The sequence below is a fragment of the Streptomyces sp. NPDC056128 genome, from assembly GCF_042263835.1.
Lineage (GTDB): Bacteria > Actinomycetota > Actinomycetes > Streptomycetales > Streptomycetaceae > Streptomyces.
Genome location: NZ_JBHJVQ010000009.1, coordinates 90,651 through 115,929, shown reverse-complemented (window position 1 = coordinate 115,929; position 25,279 = coordinate 90,651). Strand labels below are relative to the sequence as shown.

Genomic DNA, 25,279 nt, shown 5'->3' with positions numbered 1-25,279 from the left:
TGGGTGTCTCCCGGTGGGCGGCTCATCTCGTACGGCGCGAGCCTAGCCGTTCGCGCGGTGACCGACGGGACCCTGTGGACAACGGGGCGTCTGTGGACAGGGGGTGGGGTGGGCCTCGGTGAGCCTGTGACGGACGGCTGCGCGAAGCCCGGGACCCCTGCGAGGCCCGACGACGGGAGTCGGCCCGGCCCGCCTCCACGCCTCCGCGCCTCGCAGGGGCGAATGGCGCCGTGCCGAAGTCGGCGGGGTCAGCCCGCCTCTTCGACGGCGTCCGCGAAGTCCAGGCCGGGGATCTCCGACACCGCCGGTGCCGCGATCCGGGTGGCGAAGTCGTCGCGCCGATGTCCGGCGTCCGGGTCGTGCACGTCGTCGTGGACGACGACCCAGACCGTGACCTCGCCGCGCGCGTCGTCCCGTACGCCCCAGTCGTCGGCGAGCGCGGTGATGATGTTCAGCCCGCGGCCGCCGTGCGCGGTGACGGAGGGGGTCGCCGGCGTCGGACGGGTCGGGCCGCCGCCGTCCGTGACCTCCACGACCAGCCGGCCGCGCGGGTCCACCTGCCACGCGGCGCGCACGTCGCCGTCGCCGGCGAGGGCGTCGCCCAGCGGGCGGCCGTGCTTGCACGCATTGCTCAAGAGTTCGGAAAGGACCAGTACGGCGTCGTCGATGACCGGTTCCGCCACACCGCCGTTGCGCAACTGCTCGCGCATCCGGTGCCTTGCTCTCCCCACGCCCGCAGGGCCATGGGGAACGGCCATGCTCGACGACGTGGGCACTTCCTGTGCCACCACCAACGCCACCCCCGAGACCTCCTTCGCCCCACGCCACGGTGTGGATGCCCTTCTGGCCTGAACCGGAAACCGGCCCGTCCCCGCCCAGTGACGCATTCGACACGGTCGAACACGCACCGAACGCGCCGGAGCACTCCCTGTAATCACATGGCTGGATTTCGTCGGTGTGGCCGAGACCGGAGAATGCGGCAGACGGGCCGCCGGGTCAAGGCCTGCGGACGAATCAGCGCCCGATCGGCGCTCGATCAGCGTCCGAGGTGGTCCAGTACCGCGCGCGGCCGGTTGGTGATGATGGCGTCGACGCCCAGGTCGGCGCAGAGATCCACGTCGTCGGTGTCGTTCACGGTCCAGACGTGCACCTGGTGGCCGGCGTGCTTCAGGCGCTCGATGTAGGCGGGGTGGTTGCGCACGATCCTGATCGAGGGGCCCGCGATCCGGACACCCGCGGGCAGCCGCCCGTCGCGCAGCCTGGGTGAGACGAACTGCATCAGATAGACCGTCGGGAGCGTCGGCGAGGCGGCCCGTACCCGGTGCAGCGAACGGGCCGAGAAGCTCATCACGCGCACCGGGGAATCCGCCGCCGAGGCCGGGGCATCGAGTCCGAACCGCTTCAGGAGCAGCAGGAGCCGCTCCTCCACCTGACCCGCCCACCGCGTGGGGTGCTTGGTCTCGATCGCCAGCTCCACCCGCCGTCCGGCGTCGGCCACCAGCTGGAGCAGCCGCTCCAGGGTCAGGACGGAGGTCTCCTCCCGGTCCTCGGGCCGGTGCTCCCAGTCCGGCTGCTCGTCGCGCGTGCGCCAGAACTCGCGGGTCCGGCGGGCCCCGAAGTCCAGCTCGGCCAGATCGGCGAGCTCCAGCGCGGACACCGCGCCCCGGCCGTTCGACGTACGGTTGACGCGCCAGTCGTGAACACAGACGAGATGACCGTCCGCCGTCAGGCGCACATCGCACTCGAGGGCGTCCGCCCCGTGCTCGATCGCCTTCCGGTAGGCGGTCAGGGTGTGCTCGGGGGCCTCCTCGGAGGCTCCACGGTGGGCGACGACCTGAATCCGGTGCTGTCGTGCGTGGGTCACCGCGTCATGGTGCCACCGCGGGCGGGTAGACGTGCCATCGGGTCGCATCGGCAACGCGCCCGTTTAGTCTTGAATATCCCATGTAAGGGACGGTCCAGGACGCACAGCAACCGCTTATGGTGCTCTGACGGCCCGTGGGAAAAGCTGATGGCATACAAAAAGGCCAGCACATCCGCATCGCGCCGGACCGTGGACCACCGCGTGAGCGTGGCTGCGCGCGACCAGGGTGACCGACACACTGCCGTGGAACTAGGAGAGAAGCTGTGAGCACCGAGAACGAGGGCACCGCGGTACCCCCCGCCCCGTCCGCACCCCCCGTGCCGGTGGACGCTCCCGCTGCCTCCGCCCAGCCCCCTGCCCCGCAGCAGGCTTCTACCCCCACGCCCCAGGACCCGGCCGCCGCTCCGCCCGCCCAGGCACCGGCCGCGGCGGCGCCCCAGGGCCACACGCCGCCCGACGCCTCCTGGCCCCCGCCCCCGCCGCCGCCCGGCACCCCGTCGTACGGCGGAGGCGGCGGTGACGGTGGTCACGCCGGCCACGGCGGCCACGGCGGTCACGGCTTCGGCGAAGGCTCGGGCGACGGTACGGGCGGCGGCGGCTGGGGAGCCTCGTACCAGCCGCCCCCCGCGCCCAAGCCGGGCCGCGGCCGAGGTGGCGTGCTCGCCGGAATCCTGGTCGCGGCGCTGGTCGCGGGCGGTCTGGGCGGCGGCCTCGGCTACACCCTGGCCAAGAACAACGACGACAGCGGCTCCACGACGGTCTCCGCCTCCGACACCGGCGGTTCCGTCAAGCGCGAGGCGGGCACGGTGGCCGGCGTGGCCAACAAGGCGCTGCCCAGCACGGTCACCATCCAGGCCGAGGGAAGCAACGGCGAGGGCGGCACCGGCACCGGCTTCGTCTTCGACAAGCAGGGCCACATCGTCACCAACAACCACGTGGTGGCGGAGGCGGTCGACGGCGGCAAGCTCAGCGCGACCTTCCCCGACGGCAAGAAGTACGACGCGGAGGTCGTCGGCAACGCGCAGGGTTACGACGTCGCGGTCATCAAGCTGGAGAACGCCCCGTCCGACCTGAACCCGCTCCCCCTCGGCGACTCCGACAAGGTGGCTGTGGGCGACTCGACGATCGCCATCGGCGCCCCCTTCGGCCTGTCCAACACGGTCACCACGGGCATCATCAGCGCCAAGAACCGCCCCGTGGCCTCCAGCGACGGCGGCGCGGACAGCAAGGCGTCCTACATGAGCGCCCTCCAGACCGACGCGTCGATCAACCCGGGCAACTCCGGCGGCCCGCTGCTGGACGCCCAGGGCAACGTCATCGGGATCAACTCCGCGATCCAGTCCACGAGCAACGGCGGCTTCGGCACCGGCCAGGCCGGCTCCATCGGCCTGGGCTTCGCGATCCCGGTCAACCAGGCGAAGTTCGTCGCCCAGCAGCTGATCAAGACCGGCAAGCCGGTCTACGCGAAGATCGGCGCCTCGGTCTCCCTGGAGGAGACGGCGAACGGCGCGAAGCTCACCGAGCAGGGCGTGGGCGGCTCGGACCCCGTCGAGGCGGGCGGCCCGGCGGCCGACGCGGGCCTCAAGCCCGGCGACGTCATCACCAAGCTCGACGACCGGGTCATCGACAGCGGCCCGACCCTGATCGGCGAGATCTGGACCCACAAGCCCGGCGACGAGGTCACGGTCACCTACGAGCGCGGCGGCAAGCAGCACACCACCGAACTCACCCTCGGCTCCAAGCTGGGCGACGACTGACCCACACCCCCGGACCGACCCGCTACCCTGGTCCCGCGCCACGATCACGACCGGCGCGGGGTGGGTTGCCCGAGCGGCCTAAGGGAACGGTCTTGAAAACCGTCGTGGCAGCGATGCCACCGTGGGTTCAAATCCCACACCCACCGCATTGGATTACGGCCCCTGACCAGGTATGACGGTCGGGGGCCGTCGTCATGCGCGCTACCCGCCGAGCACCGCCGTTCCCCGCGCTTCCCGGCCGATCGGGCGCAGCTGGGGCATGTCATGAGGGCCTGCCACCTTGTTGCATACCGGTGGATCGGAATCTCCTAGACGATCTCGCGCTTCCACCCGGCAAGATGGACGGCTCGCCCGAGGGGCGCAGCCGTCCTCACCCACTCGTGAATCGGCCGCTGCGCGGCTTCCGCGGCTGCGGTCAGAGCTGATTGCTGATCCGTCGACCCAGCCCTGCCAAGAACTCTTGGAGGCTGGCAGCAGCAAGGTCGAACTGATCGAACCACGAGGCAGTGGTGGACCTCCAGATCCGCCCGGAGCCGGCCAGCGCGAACAGATGGCCTCCGCCGTCGCTGGCGAACACCAGGGCAGGCTCTTCATCGTCGATATGGACGGCTCCGTACTCGCGGAAGTGGCTTGCGACCATTGAGGCCGGGTGGACGAAGTAGCCGCTGTCCACATCGGGCAGGGAGACCTCGGCGATCACCCAGTACATTGTCGTCAAGTCCGATGGAATCGACGTCAGTTGCACGAGCTCGTCCGTCGCCCTGTGGCTCTCATCCGTTGCCCGCTCGACCCCATTCCTGTCGGGTGGAAAGCCGTGGCGCGCCTGAAACGACTGCACCATCTCCGTGAGTGCTGCCTCCGTCTGCTCGTACCAGCGGCGGACCCACTCGGCCTGAAGCCGTTCATCAGCCACGATCGACCTCTTCGCACCCTCGGGCTCGCCCTCCGCGAGTCCGGAAGAACATACAGACATACAGCGGCGTTCACGCAGATGCGGCGGCCCCTGAGCGGTCTTGGACACAGCCAGGCTTTGTGGTCAGGGGGCCGTCTTCATGCGTGTTCCTCACGGCCGCACCTCATGATCCCGGGCCAGAGTGATCCAGTCGAGGTCCCGTAACGCCCAGGTCGTGTCGTGGGGGTTGGGGATGTGCGGGGTGGGCTGGAACCAGAGGACGGTGAGGGTGGAGTGGTAGAGGAGGGGGTCGTTGGAGGGGTTCAGGGGTGGGGAGGAGAGGCGGGCCACGCAGGCGACTCGGGGGAGGATTTCGACGGGGCCTTGGGGGCCCGCGTAGTGGTCGGGGTATTCGCGGGGTGGGGGGATCAGGTGGACCGGTGTGGTGGGGGACATGCGCTCGGCGGTGTGGAGGAGGGTCTTGATGCGCAGGTCGTTGACGGGGCGGCACGGGTAGGCGTCCAGCAGGGTGCCGTAGGTCGGGGTGAGGTGCAGTTCGGCCAGGTCGACCGTGCGGCCGGAGGACAGGACGACCCGGGTCAGTGACATGGTCGGCACTCTGGGGCGGTTGTGCATGGGGGTCTTTCGGTTCTGTGCCGAGTGGGTCAGGGGCGGTGGCCGGTCATGCGGGCCGCCGAGGCGATGGTCGTGCGGGCCTCGCGTTCCGTCAGGCCGGTGGCCTGTGCGGCTTCCAGGAGGGGGCCGAGGAGGGCCGGGCCGATGCCGTTCTCGTAGGCGCGGCAGGCCGCCCAGAAGAGGCGGGTGTTGCGCTGGCCCTCGTGCGCGGCGAGGACGAAGTGGATGAGGCCCCGGCCGTCGGGTGCGTCGGGGGTGCCGGGAGTGCCGGGAGTGGGGCGGTGGGGGCTCGGTGGGGGGAGTAGGAGGCGGAGGAGGGCGGGTGGGCAGGGGGCGGGGGCGAGGTGGGACGTGCCGGGGGCGGTGGTGTAGACGCCGTGGCGGGTGCGGGAGCCGGGGCCGACCAGGTAGCCGCCGGCGCCTCGGATGTCGATGCCCGGAGCGAGGCGGCCGGCGGAGTTGGGGACCACCGAGTCGGGCGGGCCGGTGAGCCAGAGGTGGCGGCCGCCGCTGGGGGTCAGGACGACGACCGTGGGCGGGATCGTGAACAGGTGGCGCAGGGCCAGTTCGCGCAGGGCGGCCGAGGAGTCCGTCTCCGACTTCGTGTCCAGGTCGACGCCGACGAGGTGGTGCGGGGGCAGGCCGCAGGCGATGCCGTAGCCCGTGGCCCAGGGGGCGGCGGCGAAGAGTTCGCGGATGCGGGCCGGGTCGGTGGAGGCGTCGTAGACACCGTGGCCGAAGCGGCCGCACTCGCCGTGGCAGGAGAGCGGTTCCGCCGGTGGGCCGGCGCGGTGCGGGGAGCGCAGGGCCGGGAGCTTCGTCCGGGACAGGGGGATGACCGCCAGTCCGCGTTCCGCGGCGGACAGGGCGTGTGCGAGGGCCAGCGTCGTGGCCTGCCGGTCGGTGGTGGCCATGGATCCATGTTCGTACGTATGTTCGAGAAAGGGAAGGGCGGGGGAGTGTGACGCGCCGGGGAGGGGGCGGAGTTCTCGGGTGTGACGGAACGCTTCAGCTGTTGTGGGGCTTGGGGTGGGAGTGTCCGTGCTGCCCCGAGGTGGGCGGTGAAGACGGTCAAAGGGGTTTATCGACTTGTCCTCACGCTTGAGGGCGAATCAGGGCTTCCGGGGTGGTTCGCCGGGGATTCGGTGGGCAACTCTGATCACGCGACGTCGTGCACAGCGTCGAGGTGGTCGGCCAACTGCCTTGGCAATAGCCAAAGTTCAGAGTGCTTCACGCAGCTTCACGCAGGCTCACGCAGGTTCAGTTCTGGAGGAACAAACATGGCAAGCATCCGTACCGCCCGTGTCGTCGCCGCCGTCGCCGCCCTTCCGCTCGCAGCCGCGCTCCTCGGTGGTGTGGCGGCGGCGGACAACGGTGCCTTCGCGGACGACGGATCGAGCGCGACCGCCGCCAGCGCCAACGCCGGCATCCTCGGCAGCGGGGTCGGCGGCAACAACAACGGCAACTCGTCCACGACGCAGCAGCAGGCCGTCGGCTCGGGGGCCTCGAACCAGAGCAACACCGCGCAGGTCGACGGCTCCGCGTTCACGGCGATCCAGCAGGGCAACGAGAACGTGGCCGTCACCTTCTCCCCGCTGTGGTGGTGAGCTGAGGGGCCGGCGCGGGAGCGCTGCCGCGCCGGCCCCCTCGCTCGCGGGTGTGCTTCATGGGGTCGCAGTGCGTGTGGGCGGCGGTGCTTCGGTGCCGCCGCCCAGGCGTTTCCCGTCGTCACCGGCCCGGGGTGGGGCCGGGCGGCGTCAGGGGTACGGGGCCGCCCGAGGGGAAGCCCCCAAGGGGGAACCCGCAGTACCCCTCCTCCTCTCGTCCACCTACAGGAGGTGCACCTGGCACCACCCCTACAACCTGAGGCGGACTCTGCTTCGGGACCTGCGGCCGATCCGCCGGACACCCCCTCGCTCATAGCGTTGAGCCATGACCACACCCGTCTGCACCAGCGCTTCCGAAGCCGCCACAGCCAAGGCGCCAGCAAGGGCGCAGACCTTCCCGTACCCGTCGTTCTCGTCGTACGTGAAGGCACGCCAGCCGGTGCTGCTGCGTACCGCCCGGTCGCTCACCGCGAACCCGAGCGACGCGGAGGACCTGCTGCAGACCGCGCTCACCAAGACGTACGTCGCCTGGGAGCGTATCGAGGACCATCGCGCCCTGGACGGCTACGTGCGCCGGGCCCTGCTGAACACCCGGACGTCGCAGTGGCGCAAGCGCAAGGTCGACGAGTTCGCCTGCGACGAGCTGCCCGAGCCGGAGCCCGTGCCGGCCGGTGACGATCCGGCGGAGCGGCAGGCGCTGCACGACGCGATGTGGCGGGCGATCATGAAGCTGCCCGCCCGGCAGCGTGCGATGGTCGTCCTCAGGTACTACGAGGACCTCAGCGAGGCCCAGACGGCCGAAGTGCTCGGAGTTTCCGTGGGCACCGTGAAGTCGGCGGTGTCCCGAGCGCTCGGCAAGCTCCGCGAAGACCCTGAGCTGGGGATTGTTCGGAAATGAGACCCAACGGGGCCTTTGGGGGGTGACCCCTCCGGGTGTCCCTCGGGGAACCCGTACTGATCGATCACCCGGGAGTAGTGACATACCGCGCGGTATGTGCGCAGAATCAGCGCAACCCTTACCGCCGCGTAGGCAATGTCGCCCCGGGAGGACACCGTGCTGAGCACGATGCAGGACGTACCGCTGCTGATCTCGAGGATCCTGACCCACGGGTCGACGATCCACGGCAGCTCCCAGGTGACCACCTGGACCGGTGAGGACGAGCCGCACCGCCGCTCCTTCGCCGAGATCGGCGCCCGCGCCGCCCAGCTCGCGCACGCCCTGCGCGAGGACCTCGCGGTCGGCGACGACGAACGGGTCGCGACGCTCGCCTGGAACAACGCCGAGCATGTCGAGGCCTACTTCGCGATCCCCTCCATGGGCGCGGTCCTCCACACCCTCAATCTCCGCCTCCCGCCCGAGCAGCTGGCCTGGATCGTGAACCACGCCGCGGATCGCGTCGTGATCGCCAACGGTTCGCTGCTGCCGCTGCTCGCTCCGCTGCTGCCGCACCTGAAGACGGTCGAACACGTCGTCGTCACCGGCCCCGGAGACCGCTCCCTGCTGGAGGGGGCGTCGGCCCAGGTGCACGAGTACGAGGACCTGATCGCGGGGAAGCCGACCACGTACGACTGGCCCGAGCTGGACGAGCGGGCGGCCGCCGCCATGTGCTACACCTCCGGCACCACCGGCGACCCCAAGGGCGTGGTCTACAGCCACCGCTCCATCTACCTGCACTCCATGCAGGTCAACATGGCCCAGTCGATGGGCCTGACCGACCAGGACACCTCGCTGGTCGTGGTCCCGCAGTTCCACGTCAACGCCTGGGGACTGCCGCACGCCACCTTCATGACCGGCGTGAACATGCTGATGCCGGACCGCTTCCTGCAGCCCGCCCCGCTCGCCGCGATGATCGAGGGCGAGCGGCCGACGCACGCCGCCGCCGTCCCCACCATCTGGCAGGGGCTGCTCGCGGAGCTGACCGCCAAGCCCCGCGACGTCTCCTCCCTCACGCAGGTCACCATCGGCGGCTCCGCCTGTCCCCCGTCGCTGATGGAGGCGTTCGACTCGCTCGGCATGCGGGTCTGCCACGCCTGGGGCATGACGGAGACCTCACCGCTCGGCACCATCGCCCGGCCGCCGGCCCAGGCGATCGGCACGCCGGAGGAGTTCGCGTACCGCCTCACCCAGGGCCGTTTCCCGGCCGGCGTCGAGGCGCGCCTCACCGGTCCCGGCGGCGAGCGCCTGCCCTGGGACGGCGAGTCCGCCGGTGAACTGGAGGTGCGCGGCAACTGGATCGCCGGCGCGTACTACAACGGGCCGGGCGCCGAACCGCTGCGTCCCGACGACAAGTTCAGCGAGGACGGCTGGCTGAAGACGGGTGACGTCGGCACCATCTCCCCCGACGGCTTCCTGACCCTGACCGACCGGGCCAAGGACGTCATCAAGTCCGGCGGCGAGTGGATCTCCTCCGTCGAGCTGGAGAACGCCCTGATGTCCCACCCGGACGTCGCCGAGGCCGCCGTGGTCGCCGTCCCGGACGACAAGTGGGGCGAGCGTCCGCTGGCCACCGTCGTCCTCAAGGAGGGCGCGAGCGTCGGCTTCGAGGACCTGCGCGCCTTCCTCGCCGAGGACGGCAAGATCGCCAAGTGGCAGCTGCCGGAGCGGTGGACGGTCATCGAGACGGTGCCGAAGACGAGCGTGGGCAAGTTCGACAAGAAGGTGCTGCGCAGGCAGTACGCGGAGGGTGGGCTGGACGTCACGCGGCTCTGACCGCGGGTCGGCGGGCGGGCGAGCCGGCGGGCGGGCTGAGGACGGCGGGGTCATTCCCGGTCCCCGGCCCCGGTCCCCGGCCTTGGTCCACGGCTCCGGTCTCCGGCCGTACGGCCGACGGTCCATGGGGCGGACGCTCCCCTGCCGGGCGGTGCTCACCGCCCGGCATCGCCCTCGCCACCCCGCCCTGCCAGACGGCCACCGGCCACGGCCATCGGCCACCGGCCACGGCCACCGGCCCGGCCACGGCCACCGGCCACCGGCCGGTCGCCAGATGGGAGGGTGGCGCGGGTCCGCTGGTCGGCCCCAGGCCGTCGCCGACACGGCACCCAAGCCGGGCGCAGCCCCCGCCGCCGCCCGCCCTCGAACCCGGGCACCGCCCAGCCCCCGCCGCCGCCCGCCCTCGGATCCGGGCACCGCCCAGCCCCCGCCGCCGCCCGCCCTCGGATCCGGGCACCGCCCAGCCCCCGCCGCGGCCCGCCCTCGGATCCGGGCACCGCCCAGCCCCCGCCGCGGCCCGCCCTCGGATCCGGGCACCGCCCAGCCCCCCACCCTCACCTCCCCCGCACAACCGTCCCCATCCACCCCACCACCAGCCCCACCCCCGCCACCGCGCAGACGCCGCCCCAGCCCCACTGGTCGAAGGCCGGGCCCGCCAGGGCCGAGGACAGGGCGCCGCCCGCGAAGCCGGAGACGACGTACGCCGTGTTGGCGGTGGCCGGGGCGGAGGTGGTGGTCAGGGCGATGGTCTGGTTGGCGACGTGGGAGGCGACCAGCGCGGCGTGCACCAGGACCGCCGCCGCGCACAGCGCCGCCATCACCTGCCCGCCCAGCCAGAACAGCGGCACGGACACGGCGGCGAGCAGATACGCGGACCGTACGACCTTCGCGGCGCCGAACCGGTCGACCAGGCCGCCCGCGAGCGGCGCGACCACGCTCGCCGCCAGCCCGAACAGGCCGAACAGCCCGGCCGCGGCGGTCGTCATGCCGTAGCCGTCGTCCCCCGCCAGGAGCAGCGCCAGCGAGGTCCACAGGGCGCTCCACGCGCCGTACATCCCCGCCTGGCGCACGCACGCGCGCCACAGGTCGGGCGAGTGGCGCAGTACGCCGGGCAGCGCGGCCAGGCCCGCGAACAGCGAGCCCTGTCGCCGTCGCCGCTCGGCCGGGAGTATGTACGCGGTCGCCAGGCCCAGGACCGCGGTCAGGACGGCGGCGCCCACGAACACCGCACGCCAGCCGAAGGCCTGTCCGGCCAGTCCGCCGAGCACGCGGGCCGCCACCACGCCGGTGAACAGGCCCGCGATGACGGCCGCGACATGACGGGCCCGGCGGTCGGCGGGGGCGCGTTCGGCGACCAGCGGGACCAGGAGCTGCGGTACGACGGTCGCGGCCGAGGCGACCAGCACGGCGGCCGCCAGCGCGCCGGTCCCGGCGGAGGCGGCGCCGGCCAGCAGGGCGGCGGTGGCGACCAGCGCGAGGACGGCGACCAGGCGGCGCCGGTTCACGCTGTCCCCGAGCGGGGCGAAGAAGAGCAGGCCGGCCGCGTACCCGAGCTGGGCGACGGAGGCGAGCCACGCCACCCCCGACGGCGTCGAGCCCATGTCGTGGGCGATGAGGGGGAGCAGGGGCGCCGCCAGGTAGATGTTGGCGGCCGTCACGGCGGTGCAGAGGGCGATCAGGGGGAGGAAGAGCCGGGACGCGGCACCGGCCGGCCCGCCCTCGGCGGACGGCCGCGCGAGCTCGGTCGGAGGCTTGGTCTCGGCGGACGCGGCAGCGGCAGCGGTTGACGACGATGACGGCATGAGCGGAGCGACTCCTTAGAGCGCACACTAACAACCAACTGGTTGGTTGGACTGACCCGGCCGAGTCTGCGCCCGCCCCCGGCGCCCTGTCAACCAAATAGTTGGTTACGTGGCCCCACCCGCATACCCTGTCCCCCATGGGAGCAAGGGACCCCGAGGCCACCAAGGCCCGGATCTTCGCGGCGGCGGTCGCCGAGTTCGCCCGGCACGGCATCGCCGGCGCGCGCATCGACCGCATCGCGGCCGAGGCCAAGGCGAACAAGCAGCTGATCTACGCCTACTACGGCAACAAGAACGAGCTGTTCGCGTCCGTCCTCGAGAAGAAGATGCTCGACCTGGCGATCTCGGTCCCCGTCGACCCCGACGACGTCGAGGGCTGGATCGACCGCCTGCTCGACTACCACACCGCCCACCCCGAACTGCTGCGTCTCCTCTTCTGGGAGGGCATGGAGTACGGCACGGCCGAGCTGCCCCACGAGGCCGAACGCCAGGCCCACTACGCCCGCAAGGTCGCCGCCGTACGGGACGGCCAGGAACGCGGCGTGGTCACCGACGCCATCCCGGCGCCCGACCTCCTCTTCCTGCTGGTCGCGATGGCCAACTGGGCGATCGTCGTGCCCCAGATGAAGCGCATCCTGGTCGGCGGCGCGGACACCGACGCCGACCGCCTGCGCGCGTCGATCAAGGAGGCGGCGCGCCGGATCGTCGACCGGTAGTGCCCGGGCACCGCGGCGTCAGTTGGTCCCGATCCGCGAGAGCAGCTCGACGATCCGGCCCTGCACCTCGCCGCTCGTGGAACGCTCCGCCAGGAACAGCACCGTCTCGCCCGACGCCAGCCGCGGCAGGTCGGCCTGGTCGACGGCGGCGGTGTAGACGACGAGCGGGGTGCGGTTGAGCTGCCCGTTCGCGCGCAGCCAGCCGACGATCCCGGCGGAGCCCTCCTGGCGCCGCTGCACCTGCATCAGGTCCATCACGACCAGGTTGGGCCGGAACTGCCCCGCCAGCGTCACCGCGTCGGCGTCGCTCGCCGCCCGCGCCACCTGCATCCCGCGCCGCTCCAGCGTCGAGGTCAGCGCCAGCGCAATCTCCGCGTGCTCCTCGATCAGCAGCACGCGCGGCGGGTGCTGCTCGGTGTCCCGGGGCGCGAGCGCCTTCAGCAGTACGGCCGGATCGGCGCCGTAGGCGGCGTCCCGCGAGGCCTGTCCGAGGCCGGCCGTGACCAGCACCGGAACCTCGGCGGCCACCGCAGCCTGCCGCAGCGACTGGAGTGCCGTGCGGGTGATCGGCCCGGTCAGCGGGTCCACGAACAGCGCGGCGGGGAACGCCGCGATCTGCGCGTCGACCTCCTCGCGCGAGTGCACGATCACCGGCCGGTAGCCGCGGTCGCTGAGCGCCTGCTGCGTGGAGACGTCCGGCGCGGGCCACACCAGCAGCCGGCGCGGGTTGTCCAGCGGCTCGGGCGGCAGCTCGTCGTCCATCGGCTGCGGACGCGGCGGGTCCGCCACCTCCACGGCCCCGCCGGGCCCGTCCAGCGGCTCGGGCCCCTCGGCGGCGTCCTTGTCCGGCGCTCCTATGGCGTACGACCGTCCGGCGCCCTCGGTGACCGGCGCGAGCCGCTGCTGTCCGCCGCCCAGCGAGGTCTGTTCCTGTCCTTGCGCCGGCTGCTGCGGCTGGGGCTGCTGCTTCGGCTGCGTGGCGGCGGTCGGCTGCTCGGTCGCCGGGTGCGGGCGCGCCGACTGGTCCGCGCGCGGGTCGGGCGGCGTACCCAGCTTGCGGCGCCGCCCCGGCTGCTGCGGCGCGGGAGCGGCCGACGGCTGCTGCACCTGGACCGCCTGCCGGTTGAACGGCACGCCCTGGCCCAGCGTCCGGACGCTGATCGACCGTCCTTGGGTCGAGTTCGGGTCGACGGGAGCGGACGTCTCGGCGGGCAGGGGCTGCGCCGCGCGGGGTGCGGGCGCGTTCTCGGGCGGCAGCGGCGTGCCCTGGCTCGGCGTGGAGCTGGGGACGCCCTGCGGGGGCGTCGGGGTGGTGCCGTCGGGCGGTACCGGGGCGCCCTCGGGCTGGGGCGCGGCGGTGGCGGGCCAGGGCTGCGGGGCGTCGGGTGCGGCCGGGGCGTCGGGTACGCCCTGACCCGCGGTGTGCTGCGGCGGCACCGGGGAGTCCGGCACGGGCGGCGGGGCCTGCGCCGGGCCACCCTGCGCCGGCACCTGCGCCGCTTCGTCGGCGGGACGGGCGGCCCCGGCCCGGCGGCGGCGCCCGGTGGGTGCGTCGGCCGGGTGCGGCTGGGGCGGCGTGTGGTCCTCGGCCTGGTCGTGCGGTACGGCGTCGTGGCGGCCCTCGTCGAGCAGGGCGTCACCGGGGGCGGCCGGGCCGGGCACCTGTGTCTGTGTCTGCGTCTGTGTCCGCGGCTTGGCGTGTGCCTGTGCCTGCGCATGGGGAGCCTGGGCGTGTTCCGTGACCTGGCCCTGCGCCTGGACCTGGCCGACGTGACCGGCCGCCGGAGCGCCCTGCGCCGGTGCCTGCCCCGTCGTCGCATCGCCGCCGCTGTCGGCCGCCCGGTCCGCGTCGGCGGGCGGCAGGGCGAACACCTGACGCGGCGCCGCCTCCTGCGCGGCGGCCCGCTCGTTCGCGGAGGCCAGGGCACGCCGCCGGCGGCCGGTCGGCCGGTCGGCGTCCGCCGGGTCGGACTCGCCGGCCTGCGCGGGCAGCGCCGGGGGCAGCGCCTGCTGCTCACCGCCGTCCTGCCGGGTACGCCCTCCCGCGGGCGCGGGCACGCCCTGCGGCGGTACGGTCCCGCCCAGACCGGTGTTGGAGGCCGCGGCCCCGCCACGGTGTTCGCCGGCCATGACGACGGCGCCCTCGGACACCCCGGCCTGCGCTCCCGGCGGCAACTCGGCGACGTCAGTACCCGCGGCCTCGGCGGGCCGCCCGCGTCGACGCCCGGTACCGCCGGACCCGGACCCGTCACCCGACGCCGCCTGCGCGGGCACCGGAAGGGGCGCCGAGGACTGGGCGCCCGGCGCCTGGCCGGCGTACCCCTGTGGGACCTGCTCCTGCGCGACCTGCTCCGGCCCGACCTGCTCCTGCGTCTGGGCCGCGCGTCGCCTGCGTCGCCCGGTCGGTGCGGTGCCCTCACCCTCGGGCCCGCCCGGCTCCTCGCCGCCGCCGACCTCGCTCTCCAGGAACGCGTCGACGGAGGACGCCGCACGCCGAGCGCGCCGACGTCCGCCCCCGGCGGCCGGCTCACGCACGGCGAGCGCGTTGTCCGCACCAGTGGCAGCGCCGCCCCCGCCGCCCTGCGCCGGAACCTGTGCCGCCGCTGCCGCCGGATCGGGACCCGGAGCCTGGGCCGTCACGGCCCCCGCCCCACCCCCGATCGGCACCTCCAGCACGTACGCGCTGCCGCTCATGCCCGGCATCTCGTGAGTCTGGAGCACGCCGCCGTGCGCCCGCACGATCCCGCGCACGATCGGCTCGTGCACCGGGTCTCCCCCGGCGTACGGCCCGCGCACCTCGATGCGGACGACGGAGCCGCGCTGCGCCGCCGCGACCACGACGGTGTTGTCCAGGTAGCCGCCCGTCGCCGACACGGGCGAGTTGCCGGTGGCGTCGACACCCGCGACGTCCGCGACGAGGTGGGCCAGCGCGGTGGCCAGCAGCCGGACGTCGACCTCGGCCTCGATGGGCGGCGCGTGCACGGCGAACTGCACCCGCCCGGGACCGATCAGCTCCACGGCCCCGTCGACACCGGCGGCGACGACGGCGTCGAGCATCACCTTCGTACGGGCGACCTGCTCGCTGCCGACGTCGAGGCGCTGGTAGCCGAGGACGTTGTCGATGAGCGTGGTGATGCGGGAGTAGCCGGCCGACAGGTGGTGCAGCACCTGGTTGGCCTCGGGCCACAGCTGCCCGGCGTCGTCCGAGGCCAGCGCGGCCAGTTCCTGGCGCAGTTCGTCCAGCGGCCCGCGCAGGGAGCCGCCGAGGAGGGTGAGCAACTGCTCGTGCCGGGCGGCGATCGCCTCGTACCGGTCCTTCTCCCGCTCGCCGAGCGCGGCGTAGCGGTCGGCGTCGGCGGCGATCTCCTCCGCGTGCTTCTCGCGCAGCTCCTCCAGCTCGGCCTCGTGCTGCCGGCGCAGCGCGGTCAGCTCGGAGGCGTGCTCCTCGGCGAGCCGGTCCAGTTCCCCGGCGTGCCGCTGCTCCGCCTCCTCGTGCTCCTTGACCAGCGTGTCGTGGGGGCGGCGGTCGGTGAAGGTCATCACGGCGCCGACGAGCTGGTCGCCGTCCCGCACGGGCGCCGTCGTCAGGTCGACGGACACCTGGTCGCCGTTCTTGGAGAACAGCACCTGCCCGCGCACCCGGTGCTTGCGCCCGGAGCGCAGGGTGTCGGCGAGCGGGGACTCGTCGTACGGGAAGGGCGAGCCGTCGACCCGCGAGTGCAGGACGAGGGTGTGCAGCTCACGGCCGCCGAGTTCACCGGCCCGGTAGCCCAGTATCTGGGCGGCGGCCGGGTTGACGAGGACGATCCGCCCGTCGGTGTCGGTGCCGACGACGCCCTCGGCCGCGGCCCGCAGGATCATCTCGGTCTGGCGCTGCGAACGGGCCAGCTCGGCCTCGGTGTCGACGGTGCCGGAGAGGTCGCGGACGACGAGCATCAGCAGTTCGTCGCCGGTGTAGCCGTAGGTGTCGTAGGCCTGCTGGCCGGTCTCCAGGTTGGCGCTGGTGACCTCGACGGGGAACTCGGCGCCGTCGGTGCGCCGGGCGACCATCCGGGTCGGCTTGGTCCGCGCCCTCGGGTCGACGTGGTCGGGCCGCCGCATGGAACCGGGGATGAGCCGCGAGTCGAACTGCGGGAGCAGGTCCAGCAGTCCGCGGCCCACCAGCGCGGTGCCCGGAGTCTCGAATGCCTCCAGCGCGATGGTGTTCGCGTTGACCACGGTGCCGTTGGCGTTGACCAGTACCAACGCGTCGGGCAGCGCGTCCAGTATGGCTGCGAGGCGAGCAGTGCCTCGGGATGGCCTGCTGCTCACGAGACGCTTCCCTCCTGTTACCGCACTTGCCGACCGCCTGGGCCATCTTGCCAACCGGCCCCCAGGGTGTCACGCGAGGGAGTCTAAGGGTTGGGCCCCGGCGGGCGGCGTGGGATGCGACGGAGGTCGCACGAGGAAGTGACGTAGAACGTGTGAGCGGTGACCGCCGGGCGGGCGCGCGCGGGGACCCCGCCCCTTGCGACCTTACGACCGTCCCGGCGCCCCCACCTCGGGCAGCAGCGGCACCATGCGGTCCCAGCGGGAGATCTCGCAGCCGTCGCGCCGGTCGTACGTCACGTCGACGGGGCGTCCGGCCCAGATGCCGGTGACGTGCGCGGTGGCCGGGCCGCCGTACTGCATGGTGCAGACGCTGCCCTCCGCGACCGGGGCGAAGGTGTCCTGGCCCCAGCGGGTGTCGCGCTCGGCCACGGCACAGGCGCTCTCCGGGTCGGGGTGGCTGCCGCCGGCCGGGTGGCAGTACAGCTGGAACGTCCCGTCGGCGGCCGGACCGGCGTCCCGCACGGTGACGGTGAGGTGATCACCGGCCGGGACACCGGCGTCGGCACCGGCACCGGTGTCGGCGGCCGCGGCCGGGTGGGCGGCGGAGAGGGAGGCGAGGGTCGCGACGGACAGGGCGGCGGCGCCGAGGAGGCGGGCGGCGGGGAGACGGGTGACCTGGAACATGACCTGCCCAACGCGCGGACGCGCCGGACGTTGCGCGGCGGCCCGCCGACCGGGCCGTAAGGGCTTTGCCCTGCGGCCCGCCCGCCTAGTACCGTAGGGGTCGATTGGTGACAGCGCGCTCAACTGTGTCATCATCGGCACGCGCCACTCGCGCTCGCCCGCGAGATGGTGATGTTGTCTGGAGGCGTCGCCTAGTCCGGTCTATGGCGCCGCACTGCTAATGCGGTTTGGGTCTTAAAGCCCATCGAGGGTTCAAATCCCTCCGCCTCCGCACCGATCACCGAAGCCCCGGCCCACCCGGCCGGGGCTTCGCTGTCGTCCGGGGTCGCGCACCCCGCCCTGAAGGCCGTTTCCGCAGCTCACAACGGGTGCGGCCAATGGATTTCACATGGCGGCGGCAGTCATGTAATGTTCTTCCTGTCGCCGCGAGCGGGCCGGAAGGGCCGGGAGCGGCGGTAAAACTGAAGAAGACAAGCACTCGTAGCTTAACGGATAGAGCATCTGACTACGGATCAGAAGGTTGCAGGTTCGAATCCTGCCGAGTGCACACAGGTCAAAGGCCCCGCGGGAAATCTCGCGGGGCCTTTGACATCAAGGACTGACATCTGAGTAGTCGTACTCATGCGTCAGCCTCCCAGAGGCGAGCATGGTGGCGAGTATGAACCTGCCCGTTGCCCCGTCGGCCTTCGACGCCACCACCGGCCCCGGACAGCGGCGCCGTGCGGACCGAGGCGCCGATATCGGATCCGGGTGCGGTCTTGTTTTCGTGGAACTGATCATTCTCTTTGTGATCTTCGGACTCTGGTTCCTGTCCGGGTTCAACCTCGACCCGGCGAAGAGCGTCACGACCGACTCGTTGTGGAACTACCTGGCTGCTGCCGGCGGAGTCGGTGTCCTCGCCGTTGTGGCAGCCGCGATTGCCGCGCGGGCCGGGGCCGTCGTGACGGTTATCACACAGGCCGTCATGGCCGCCCTGATCTGCATCGTTGTCTTCGGTGGCGTTGAGGTGCAGGCCCACCAAGATCAGCGATGCCGTGACGTACCGTCAGCGGCGGGCTGCAAGGATCTTGACTGAGGGTTGGTCTGGGCAGGTGATCGGTGGACGGTTCAGCTCAGGGCCTTACCGACTTCGTAGATCGTTGGCCTGTCTTCGGGAGCGGGGCTGAGCATGGCGTCGATCAAGTCACCCAGTTCGCCACCCACCTTCACAGGCCGCCGTTTGCCGCTCGCCACGGCCCTTCTCTGCTCAGGGCGTGGTGCGTCGTCCGGGTACTCGACGGCCCGCCAGCCCGTGGCGGAGATGAGCAGGGATGCACCCAAGGCATAGATGTCGGCTTGCTGTGTGGGCTCAGCCTCTCCGGTGGCGAGCACGCTGCGCGCGATTTCCGGTGCCTCGTAGTGGACGAGGCAGCCGCGGAACGGGAAGTCATACCGCTCGGGGACGCGTCCGCCGTGCGCAAGTGCCAGGTCGATCAGGTGCGTCCGTTCCGGGCCGATGATGAAGTGCGCGGGCTGGACGTCGCCGTGAGCCCAGCCCTTGGCGTGCAGTTCAGCCAGTGCTTCCACGCAGCCCAGGGCCACGCTGGTATGCGGCTTGACGCGCGAATCCGGCGCACGACAGGGCTCCCACAGCTGGAAGAGGTCTGGCCCCTCGCGCCACGGCTGGAAGTTCCAGGTACCGCCCTCCCACTCGCCGTACGCGAAGTCATCGAACCCGAGGTGGTGCAGCACGGAGCCTTCACGCGCCGGTGCGAGCGCCGTCCACGGCTGGGCAGGCCAGTCAGCCGTTGTCTCAATGGGATAGCCGACTTTCACGGCGTAGTGGCCCCGATCGCTCTCGACCTCCCAGACCATGGAGCCCCGGCGATTGAGGACGAGGCGCTGAGTGGTGGGCAAGAGCGCATCGAGCACGACGATCGGCAGTTCAGGGGATGCCCCGGGCAACGTCTGTTCTCCTTCCGGACGGCGCGACCGACCCGCATCGAGGCCGGTCGCGCTGCTGGGTTCCTGTCGCTACGCCTGACCGTACGGACGCCCGCAGTCCGAGTCGCACTGTGCGAGGTTCGTGCCGTCCACGGTCCACAGGTCGTCGAAGACCAAGAACCCGGCCGCCTTCATCGCGCGTGCGGAGGCGGCGACCTTCTCCGGGGCTCGCGCCCCTCCACCCGGCTTCGGATTGTGGTGGAGGAAGCGGCCGGCGAACCGCTCGCACAGCTCGGCGTACTCCTTCGTGTGCAGGATGAGCGCGTGCAAGCCGAGGTCCACGTCGTCCGAGGGGACCATGGGCACAGTGGTGGTCGCTGCGGTGACCACGAAGGCCACCGCCTGGTCGGCGATCCGCTCGGCGCGCTCGCGCGGTTGACCGTCGTGGACCACCACGAAGTGGGCGAGGCTGCCGAACAGTTCCTCGCGAGCCACCGCGCGACCGGTCTTCTGATCGTTGGCTGTTGCCGTCATGCGAGTACTCCTTGAGTGCCGCTGTGCTCTGGCATAGAGGCTCGAATCGGTCGCCGAGGCACGGCCTATGGCGACCGGGGGATGGAGGGCCGGCCCCGAACGGGGAAGGGGGAAGCCAGGAAGGTGGCACTCCGTTCGGGGCGGCCGGTCTACTGGCTGGTACCGAGGGCCATGCCGACCACCAAGCCGCATGAGCCGCTGATCACGACGATGAGCAGAACCCCTGCGTACCGGCCGATGGCGCGCATCACAGCCCGTCCCGGCTGTTGGCGTTCCTGATGGCCAGGCGGGCGCTCAGTTCTTCCCGCGCGGTCGGGACCACCACATTGTCCGGCAGGGCATCCCACTCCAGGCCGCCGCCAACGGGCCGTATCTGCACTCGGGCACCGACCGCACCCATGACGACGCCGATACGTCCACTAGCAGTGTCTTTCGCCAGTTCACCGAGGCCTGGTCTGGTCTGCTGGTTGCTCGCCATGCGGACGAGCATCATGCCGCTCATCAGGACGTCGGAACCTCCGACAAACCCCACTTCGGGACGTCCCGCGTCGGGTAGAACGTCCCTAGTGCCGTCCCTGGGTGTTAGGAGAGATTGGGATGTCGAACGAGAGGTTACGTGCTGCCATGGCGGCCGGTGGCTGGACGTACGCGGCCCTTGCGGACAAGGCCGAGGTCGATCCCAAGTCCGTTGAACGATGGGTCAATCTGGGGCGTACGCCGCGCCGTGGCACGGCCATGCTGGCTGCGGAAACACTGGGAGAAGACGTGCACGCTCTATGGCCCGCGCTCCGGCAGGCACGCCCTGCCCGCGCTGTCAGTCCGGAACTTGTGGCTCTCTACGACCAGCGGGCGGACATCCCCGTGTCCACCTTCGTGGACATGCTCACCCAGGCCCGTGAACACATCGACGTGTTGGTCTACGCCGCCGTGTTCCTGCACGAGGCGTACCCGCTGCTCAATGACCTGCTGCGAGAGCGCGCTGCCGACGGGTGTGCAGTCCGTATCGCGATCGGCGACCCCGAAAGCACGAATGTCCAACAGCGCGGTAAGGAGGAGAGGTTCGGCCACGGCATCGAATCGCGTTGTCGACTCGCCCTCATGCACTATCGCCCCCTTGCCGGGGTACCTGGCATCGAGGTGCGGACCCATGCCACCACGCTCTACAACTCGATCTATCGTGCGGACGACCAGGCACTGGTCAATGCCCATGTCTGGGGCGTGAACGCTTACGGCGCTCCCGTGTGGCATCTTCGGCGCAGCGGCAAGGGCGGCATGTTCGACACCTACACCAGCAGCTTCGACGCTGTGTGGGAAACCGCGACGCCGGTACGAGAAGGGTGACCATGGCGCGGACCGAGTACTACGACGACCCGGCGGCACCGGAGCCGAACAGTTTGGTCGTCGCCGCGTCCGCCGTGGTCACCGACGACGAAGGGCGCGTACTCCTTCAGCGCCGCCGGGACAACGATCTTTGGGCGCTACCTGGAGGCGGCATGGAGATGACCGATTCCCTCCCGGGAACGGCCGTTCGCGAGATGAAGGAAGAAACCGGTCTGGACATCGAGATCACCGGGCTTGTGGGCACCTACACCGATCCTCGCCACGTCATCGCCTACTCGGACGGTGAGGTTCGCAGACAGTTCAACGTCTGCTTCACCGCCCGTGTGGTCGGGGGCCGGCTCGCGATCTCGGACGAGTCCACGGAGCTGCGGTTCGTCGGAACGGAGGAGGTCGCCCAACTGCCGATACATCACACCCAGCGGCTTCGGATCCGTCACTTCTTGGAACACCGTGAGCGGCCGTATCTCGGCTGAGTCTTCGTGGCCGACGGCAGCTCTGATGGCAGCGCCGTTCCGGTTTGGACGAGTTCACAACAGGCCGGAGGCCCTGTGGCGGCCTTCGCAGAAGCGTGCTGAGTCCGTCGTTGTCCCCCCACTGGGATGATTGCCGCACATGACTGTGTCTAGGGTGTGCCCATGTTGCGAGGACGCGTCTTCATATCCACCCGGATATCCATCCGGCCGAGCCTCGACGGAGGCACCCGGTGAACAAGCCGCTGAGGGCCGTGGCGATCTTCTGCGGGCTGCTGGTGCTCGGTCTGCTGATCCGGGCGAACTGGCTGCAGTACGTCCGTGCCCCGGAGCTCGCCTCCGACGACAAGAACCGACGGGTCCAGATCGAGCAGTTCGCCACCCCGCGCGGCGACATCGTCGTCGGCGGCCGGGCCATCACCGGCTCCGCCGAGGTGAAGGGCACCGACCTCAAGTTCAAGCGCACCTACACCGACGGGCCGATGTACGCGCCGGTGACGGGATACGCGTCGCAGGCCCAGGGCATGACGCTGCTGGAGAAGACCTACGACGGCATCCTCACCGGCAAGGACGACCGGCTGGCCTTCCAGCGGTTCGCCGACGTCGTCAGTGGTGAGGGGCGGCGGGCCGGCTCGGTGGTCACCACCATCGACCCGAAGGCGCAGAAGGCCGCCTGGGACGGGCTGACCGACCTGAAGGGCGCCCGGGGCGCCGTGGTCGCGCTGGACCCGCAGACGGGGAAGGTGCTGGCGCTGGTCTCGGCGCCCTCCTACGATCCGTCGAAGTTCGCGGGCAGCACCTTCAAGGAGTCCGACCGCTTCGTGGCGCTGGACAAGCAGAAGAACAAGCCGCTGGCCAACCGCGCGCTGCGCGAGACCTACCCGCCGGGCTCGACCTTCAAGATCCTCACCGCGGCCGCCGCCCTGGAGCACGGGGCCGTCACGGACGTCGACGCCCGCACGGACGCCGCCTCCCCCTACCAGCTGCCGCAGGCCAGCAACAAGATCGGCAGTGAGGCCGGCGACGCGGTCTGCAACAAGGCCTCGATGAAGACCGCCATGCAGTACTCCTGCAACAACGTCTTCCTGGACGCCGCCTCCAAGCTGGGGCAGGACAAGATGCGTGAGACGGCCGAGAAGTTCGGTTTCAACGAGGACGTCTACTCCGAGGACTTCGGCGACCTGCTCGCCTCCAAGAGCCTCTACCCGGAGGACCTCGACGCGCCGGGCACCGCGCTCACCGGCATGGGACAGGGCAGCCTGACCAGTACGCCGATGCAGATGGCCATGGTCACCGCCGGGCTGGCCAACGACGGCAAGGTCATGCAGCCCTACGTCGTCGACGAGGTCAAGGGACCGGATCTCGGCACGCTGGAGAAGACCGAGCCCAAGGTGATGAGCGAGGCCGTCTCCGCCGAGACCGCGCAGAAGGTCCAGGAGATGATGGAGTTCACCGCCAAGGAGGGCAGCGCGCGCCGCGCCCAGATCGAAGGGGTCACGGTCGGCGGCAAGACCGGTACCGCGCAGCGCGGTGTCGACGTGAACGACGAGGTGCCCTACGGCTGGTTCGTCTCCTACGGAAAGAAGGACGACGGGTCCTCCGTCGCGGTGGCCGTCTTCATCGACCCGACCGACATGGACATCTCCCGTGAGGACATCTCCGGTGGCGGTCTCGGCGCGCCGATCGCCAAGAGCGTCATGAAGGCGGTCCTGAAGCAGTGACGCCGGGGGCGGTGGTGGTGGCGGTGGTTCAGGGTCCCGCGGCGTCGTACGCCTCGCGGGCCCGCTCGACCGCCGCCATCCGCCGCTCCGTCCACAGCGCCAGGTCCCTGACCTGCTCGGCGGCCTCGCGGCCGAGGCCGGTCAGGGAGTAGTCGACGCGGGGCGGGATCACCGGCTTGGCGTCCCGGTGGACCAGGCCGTCGCGCTCCAGGGTGCGCAGGGTCTGCGCCAGCATCTTCTCGCTGACGCTGCCGATCTCGCGGCGCAGCTCGCTGAAGCGGTAGGGGCGCTCGAGCAGCGCGATCAGGGCCAGCGTGCCCCAGCGGCTGGTGACGTGCTCCATGACCAGGCGCTCTGGGCACAGCGGGTCGATGTCTGCCATGTCCATACGGTACTTCCGCCGTTGTCAGTGGTGGCCTCTAGTCTCGACGGTGATGGCACAGGCATGGAAGTGCGCGGGGCTGCGCTGGACGGGCGAGGGTCCCGTGCTGACGTGGGTCGGGGGGCGGAGCAGTGCCCTGGCCCGGGGGAGACGGGTGGCCTTCGCGGTCGCCGAGGGGGGTGTGCGGACATGCGTGGGAGCACGGGGGAACGCGTGCCCGGTGCGCGCCGGTGTGCCGGGGCGGAGCACGGGGGCGCGGTGCGAGGAGTGCGCGCGGCTGGACCGGGCGCACTCCGTGGCCGCGGACACCATCGCGGACGACCCGCGCCCGTACCGCGTCTATCTGGCCTGGTTCGGGCCCGGACTGGTCAAGGTGGGGATCACCGCGCAGGCGCGGGGCGCGGCCCGGCTGCTGGAGCAGGGTGCCGTCTGCTTCAGCTGGCTCGGCTGCGGGCCCCTGATGGCCGCGCGGCGGACCGAGGAGCTGCTGCGGGCCGCGCTGGGCGTCCCGGACCGGATTCCGTACGCCCACAAGCGGGCGGTGCGCTCCTCGCTGCCCGGGACGGGGGCGGAGCGGTCGGCCGAGATCGCGGAGCTGCACGCGCGGGCGGTGGCGCTCGGCGGCTGGCCGGAGTCGCTGACGCCGGAGCCGTTCCGGGGTGTGGACCACGCGGGCGTCTTCGGGATCGAGGGCCCGGACCGGTGCCCGGCCGCCGTGGGAGAGGTGGCCGAGCTGGTGGCGGGCGGGGCGATCGGGGGCGCGCTGGTGGCGGCCGCCGGGCCGGATCTGCATCTGTCGACGGAGCGCGGGGTCGTCGTCCTCGACACCCGGCTGATGACGGGGTGGGAGCTGGTGTCCGCCGGCGGGGAGCCCTGTGCCGTGCCGGTGCGCGAGTTCAGGGCAGCGGCCGGGGTGCAGGACGAGCTGTTCTGAGCTGTTCTGCGACCCCCTCCCTTGTCCGGGAGGCGGGCCGGGCGCGATCGTGGCCCCATGAGTGATCACGAGGCCGGGCAGGTCCGGCGGTTCTGGGAGGGGCTCAGGCTGCCCGGGCTGGTCGACGTGCACACGCACTTCATGCCCGAGCGCGTACTGGCCAAGGTCTGGGCCTACTTCGACGCCCTCGGTCCGCTGACCGGCGGGTTCGAGTGGCCGATCACGTACCGGCAGGAGGAGGACGAACGCGCGGCGCTGCTGCGGGAGTTCGGCGTGCGCGCCTTCACCGCCATGCTGTACCCGCACAAGGCCGGGATGGCCGAGTGGCTGAACGGCTGGGCGGTGGACTTCGCCCGCCGCACACCCGACTGCCTGCACACCTCCACCCTCTTCCCCGAGCCGGGCGTCGAGACGTACGTCCGCCGGGCCGTCGAGTCGGGGGCGCGGGTCTTCAAGGCGCACGTCCAGGTGGGGGCGTACGACCCGGCCGACGAGCTGCTCGACGCGGCCTGGGGCGTGCTCGCGGAGGCGGGGGTCCCGGTCGTCATCCACTGCGGGTCCGGACCCGCGCCCGGCAAGCACACCGGGCCCGAGCCGATCGCCCGGGTGCTGGCCCGGCACCCCCGGCTGCGGCTGATCGTCGCGCACCTCGGGATGCCCGAGTACGAGGACTTCCTGGACCTCGCCGAGCGGTACGGCGAGGTACGGCTGGACACGACCATGGCCTTCACCGACTTCAGCGAACGCCTCGCGCCCTTTCCACGCCGGGCGCTGCCCAGGCTGGCGGACCTCGGCGACCGGGTCCTGCTCGGGTCGGACTTCCCCAACATCCCGTACCCCTACCTGCACCAGCTGCACGCCCTGGAGCGGCTGGACCTGGGGGACGCGTGGCTGCGGGGGGTGTGCCACGACAACGCGGCCCGGCTGTTCGGACTGGCGGAGGGCTGAGACTGCGGAGACCGGGGTTTCTCAGAGAAATCACAGCTTGGGGAAAG

General features: G+C 71.7%; 23 protein-coding genes and 3 tRNA genes. 14 read left to right on the top strand and 12 right to left on the bottom strand.

The genetic code is table 11. The features are described from left to right. Window positions 1-248: 248 nt before the first annotated feature. Both ACFC1X_RS19815 and ACFC1X_RS19810 read right to left on the bottom strand, forming a co-directional pair. The gene (locus tag ACFC1X_RS19815; RefSeq protein WP_376355355.1) at window positions 249-887 is read right to left on the bottom strand and encodes an ATP-binding protein; all 639 of its coding nucleotides are present in this window, start codon (window positions 885-887) and stop codon (window positions 249-251) included. 149 nt (window positions 888-1,036) lie between these two features. After that, window positions 1,037-1,864 (bottom strand): glycerophosphodiester phosphodiesterase, encoded by an 828-nt coding sequence (locus ACFC1X_RS19810; protein WP_376355353.1) that lies wholly within the window; start codon window positions 1,862-1,864, stop codon window positions 1,037-1,039. A gap of 263 nt (window positions 1,865-2,127) precedes the next feature. On the opposite strand from ACFC1X_RS19810, the gene ACFC1X_RS19805 reads away from it, so the two are divergent. Both ACFC1X_RS19805 and ACFC1X_RS19800 read left to right on the top strand, forming a co-directional pair. Next, a complete protein-coding gene (locus ACFC1X_RS19805; protein WP_376355351.1) occupies window positions 2,128-3,621 on the top strand; it encodes a S1C family serine protease in 1,494 nt (497 codons plus the stop codon). Window positions 3,622-3,680: 59 nt separating this feature from the next. Next, a tRNA-Ser gene (locus tag ACFC1X_RS19800) sits at window positions 3,681-3,767 on the top strand. Window positions 3,768-4,036: 269 nt separating this feature from the next. On the opposite strand, the gene ACFC1X_RS19795 is transcribed toward ACFC1X_RS19800, so the two are convergent. From ACFC1X_RS19795 to ACFC1X_RS19785, 3 genes are all read right to left on the bottom strand, one after another. Then, a complete protein-coding gene (locus ACFC1X_RS19795) occupies window positions 4,037-4,534 on the bottom strand; it encodes a hypothetical protein (RefSeq protein ID WP_376355349.1) in 498 nt (165 codons plus the stop codon). Window positions 4,535-4,684: 150 nt separating this feature from the next. Beyond that, complete coding sequence (locus ACFC1X_RS19790) at window positions 4,685-5,149, bottom strand: hypothetical protein (RefSeq protein ID WP_376355347.1); 465 nt, start codon at window positions 5,147-5,149, stop codon at window positions 4,685-4,687. A 29-nt stretch (window positions 5,150-5,178) separates the two neighbouring features. Next, window positions 5,179-6,063, bottom strand: coding sequence for a bifunctional DNA primase/polymerase (locus ACFC1X_RS19785; RefSeq protein ID WP_376355345.1), 885 nt, complete (start codon window positions 6,061-6,063; stop codon window positions 5,179-5,181). Window positions 6,064-6,429: 366 nt separating this feature from the next. On the opposite strand from ACFC1X_RS19785, the gene ACFC1X_RS19780 reads away from it, so the two are divergent. The 3 genes from ACFC1X_RS19780 to ACFC1X_RS19770 all read left to right on the top strand — a co-directional run bounded on the left by ACFC1X_RS19780 (window position 6,430) and on the right by ACFC1X_RS19770 (window position 9,466). Continuing rightward, window positions 6,430-6,756, top strand: a complete 327-nt coding sequence (locus ACFC1X_RS19780; RefSeq protein WP_125495747.1) for a hypothetical protein — start codon at window positions 6,430-6,432, stop codon at window positions 6,754-6,756. A gap of 325 nt (window positions 6,757-7,081) precedes the next feature. Continuing rightward, complete coding sequence (locus ACFC1X_RS19775) at window positions 7,082-7,654, top strand: SigE family RNA polymerase sigma factor (RefSeq protein WP_376355343.1); 573 nt, start codon at window positions 7,082-7,084, stop codon at window positions 7,652-7,654. Between the two features lie 135 nt (window positions 7,655-7,789). Next, entirely contained in the window at window positions 7,790-9,466 is a 1,677-nt protein-coding gene (locus ACFC1X_RS19770) for a long-chain fatty acid--CoA ligase (protein ID WP_376355341.1), read from the top strand. Window positions 9,467-10,020: 554 nt separating this feature from the next. Here the strand turns inward: ACFC1X_RS19770 and ACFC1X_RS19765 are convergent. After that, entirely contained in the window at window positions 10,021-11,268 is a 1,248-nt protein-coding gene (locus ACFC1X_RS19765; RefSeq protein ID WP_376355339.1) for an MFS transporter, read from the bottom strand. Between the two features lie 137 nt (window positions 11,269-11,405). On the opposite strand from ACFC1X_RS19765, the gene ACFC1X_RS19760 reads away from it, so the two are divergent. Beyond that, window positions 11,406-11,984: a TetR family transcriptional regulator gene (locus ACFC1X_RS19760; RefSeq protein WP_376355337.1), complete on the top strand. Its 579-nt coding sequence runs from the start codon at window positions 11,406-11,408 to the stop codon at window positions 11,982-11,984. A gap of 18 nt (window positions 11,985-12,002) precedes the next feature. Here the strand turns inward: ACFC1X_RS19760 and ACFC1X_RS19755 are convergent, their stop codons facing one another. Together ACFC1X_RS19755 and ACFC1X_RS19750 are read right to left on the bottom strand one after the other, a co-directional pair. After that, window positions 12,003-16,295: a PAS domain-containing protein gene (locus ACFC1X_RS19755; RefSeq protein ID WP_376355335.1), complete on the bottom strand. Its 4,293-nt coding sequence runs from the start codon at window positions 16,293-16,295 to the stop codon at window positions 12,003-12,005. A gap of 204 nt (window positions 16,296-16,499) precedes the next feature. Next, window positions 16,500-16,979: an SSI family serine proteinase inhibitor gene (locus ACFC1X_RS19750; RefSeq protein WP_376355333.1), complete on the bottom strand. Its 480-nt coding sequence runs from the start codon at window positions 16,977-16,979 to the stop codon at window positions 16,500-16,502. Between the two features lie 180 nt (window positions 16,980-17,159). Between ACFC1X_RS19750 and ACFC1X_RS19745 the strand changes: the two genes are divergently transcribed. The 3 genes from ACFC1X_RS19745 (at window position 17,160) to ACFC1X_RS19735 (ending at window position 18,054) form a co-directional block, all read left to right on the top strand. Continuing rightward, a tRNA-Ser gene (locus ACFC1X_RS19745) sits at window positions 17,160-17,250 on the top strand. Window positions 17,251-17,453: 203 nt separating this feature from the next. Then, window positions 17,454-17,526: transfer RNA gene (locus ACFC1X_RS19740), tRNA-Arg, on the top strand. Window positions 17,527-17,637: 111 nt separating this feature from the next. Next, a complete protein-coding gene (locus ACFC1X_RS19735) occupies window positions 17,638-18,054 on the top strand; it encodes a DUF6234 family protein (RefSeq protein WP_376355331.1) in 417 nt (138 codons plus the stop codon). Between the two features lie 32 nt (window positions 18,055-18,086). Here the strand turns inward: ACFC1X_RS19735 and ACFC1X_RS19730 are convergent, their stop codons facing one another. The 3 genes from ACFC1X_RS19730 to ACFC1X_RS19720 all read right to left on the bottom strand — a co-directional run bounded on the left by ACFC1X_RS19730 (window position 18,087) and on the right by ACFC1X_RS19720 (window position 19,926). Next, window positions 18,087-18,923: a protein kinase gene (locus ACFC1X_RS19730; RefSeq protein ID WP_376355329.1), complete on the bottom strand. Its 837-nt coding sequence runs from the start codon at window positions 18,921-18,923 to the stop codon at window positions 18,087-18,089. Window positions 18,924-18,992: 69 nt separating this feature from the next. Then, window positions 18,993-19,436, bottom strand: coding sequence for a hypothetical protein (locus ACFC1X_RS19725; RefSeq protein ID WP_376355327.1), 444 nt, complete (start codon window positions 19,434-19,436; stop codon window positions 18,993-18,995). 247 nt (window positions 19,437-19,683) lie between these two features. After that, the gene (locus ACFC1X_RS19720; protein WP_376355529.1) at window positions 19,684-19,926 is read right to left on the bottom strand and encodes a hypothetical protein; all 243 of its coding nucleotides are present in this window, start codon (window positions 19,924-19,926) and stop codon (window positions 19,684-19,686) included. A gap of 107 nt (window positions 19,927-20,033) precedes the next feature. Between ACFC1X_RS19720 and ACFC1X_RS19715 the strand changes: the two genes are divergently transcribed. The 3 genes from ACFC1X_RS19715 (at window position 20,034) to ACFC1X_RS19705 (ending at window position 22,968) form a co-directional block, all read left to right on the top strand. Continuing rightward, on the top strand, window positions 20,034-20,777 hold the full coding sequence (locus ACFC1X_RS19715) for an XRE family transcriptional regulator (RefSeq protein WP_376355325.1): 744 nt from the start codon (window positions 20,034-20,036) through the stop codon (window positions 20,775-20,777). A 2-nt stretch (window positions 20,778-20,779) separates the two neighbouring features. Next, window positions 20,780-21,250, top strand: coding sequence for an NUDIX domain-containing protein (locus tag ACFC1X_RS19710; protein WP_376355323.1), 471 nt, complete (start codon window positions 20,780-20,782; stop codon window positions 21,248-21,250). A gap of 230 nt (window positions 21,251-21,480) precedes the next feature. Further along, on the top strand, window positions 21,481-22,968 hold the full coding sequence (locus ACFC1X_RS19705) for a peptidoglycan D,D-transpeptidase FtsI family protein (protein ID WP_376355321.1): 1,488 nt from the start codon (window positions 21,481-21,483) through the stop codon (window positions 22,966-22,968). Window positions 22,969-22,996: 28 nt separating this feature from the next. Here ACFC1X_RS19705 and ACFC1X_RS19700 read toward each other — a convergent pair whose 3' ends face one another. Continuing rightward, window positions 22,997-23,356 carry a winged helix-turn-helix transcriptional regulator gene (locus tag ACFC1X_RS19700; RefSeq protein WP_376355319.1) on the bottom strand — a complete coding sequence of 120 codons (360 nt, stop codon included), beginning with the start codon at window positions 23,354-23,356 and terminating at the stop codon, window positions 22,997-22,999. Between the two features lie 46 nt (window positions 23,357-23,402). Here ACFC1X_RS19700 and ACFC1X_RS19695 point away from each other — a divergent pair, with 46 nt between their 5' ends. Together ACFC1X_RS19695 and ACFC1X_RS19690 are read left to right on the top strand one after the other, a co-directional pair. Beyond that, the gene (locus tag ACFC1X_RS19695) at window positions 23,403-24,284 is read left to right on the top strand and encodes a DUF2797 domain-containing protein (protein ID WP_376355317.1); all 882 of its coding nucleotides are present in this window, start codon (window positions 23,403-23,405) and stop codon (window positions 24,282-24,284) included. Between the two features lie 57 nt (window positions 24,285-24,341). Then, window positions 24,342-25,232, top strand: a complete 891-nt coding sequence (locus ACFC1X_RS19690) for an amidohydrolase family protein (RefSeq protein WP_376355315.1) — start codon at window positions 24,342-24,344, stop codon at window positions 25,230-25,232. Window positions 25,233-25,279 lie beyond the last annotated feature (47 nt).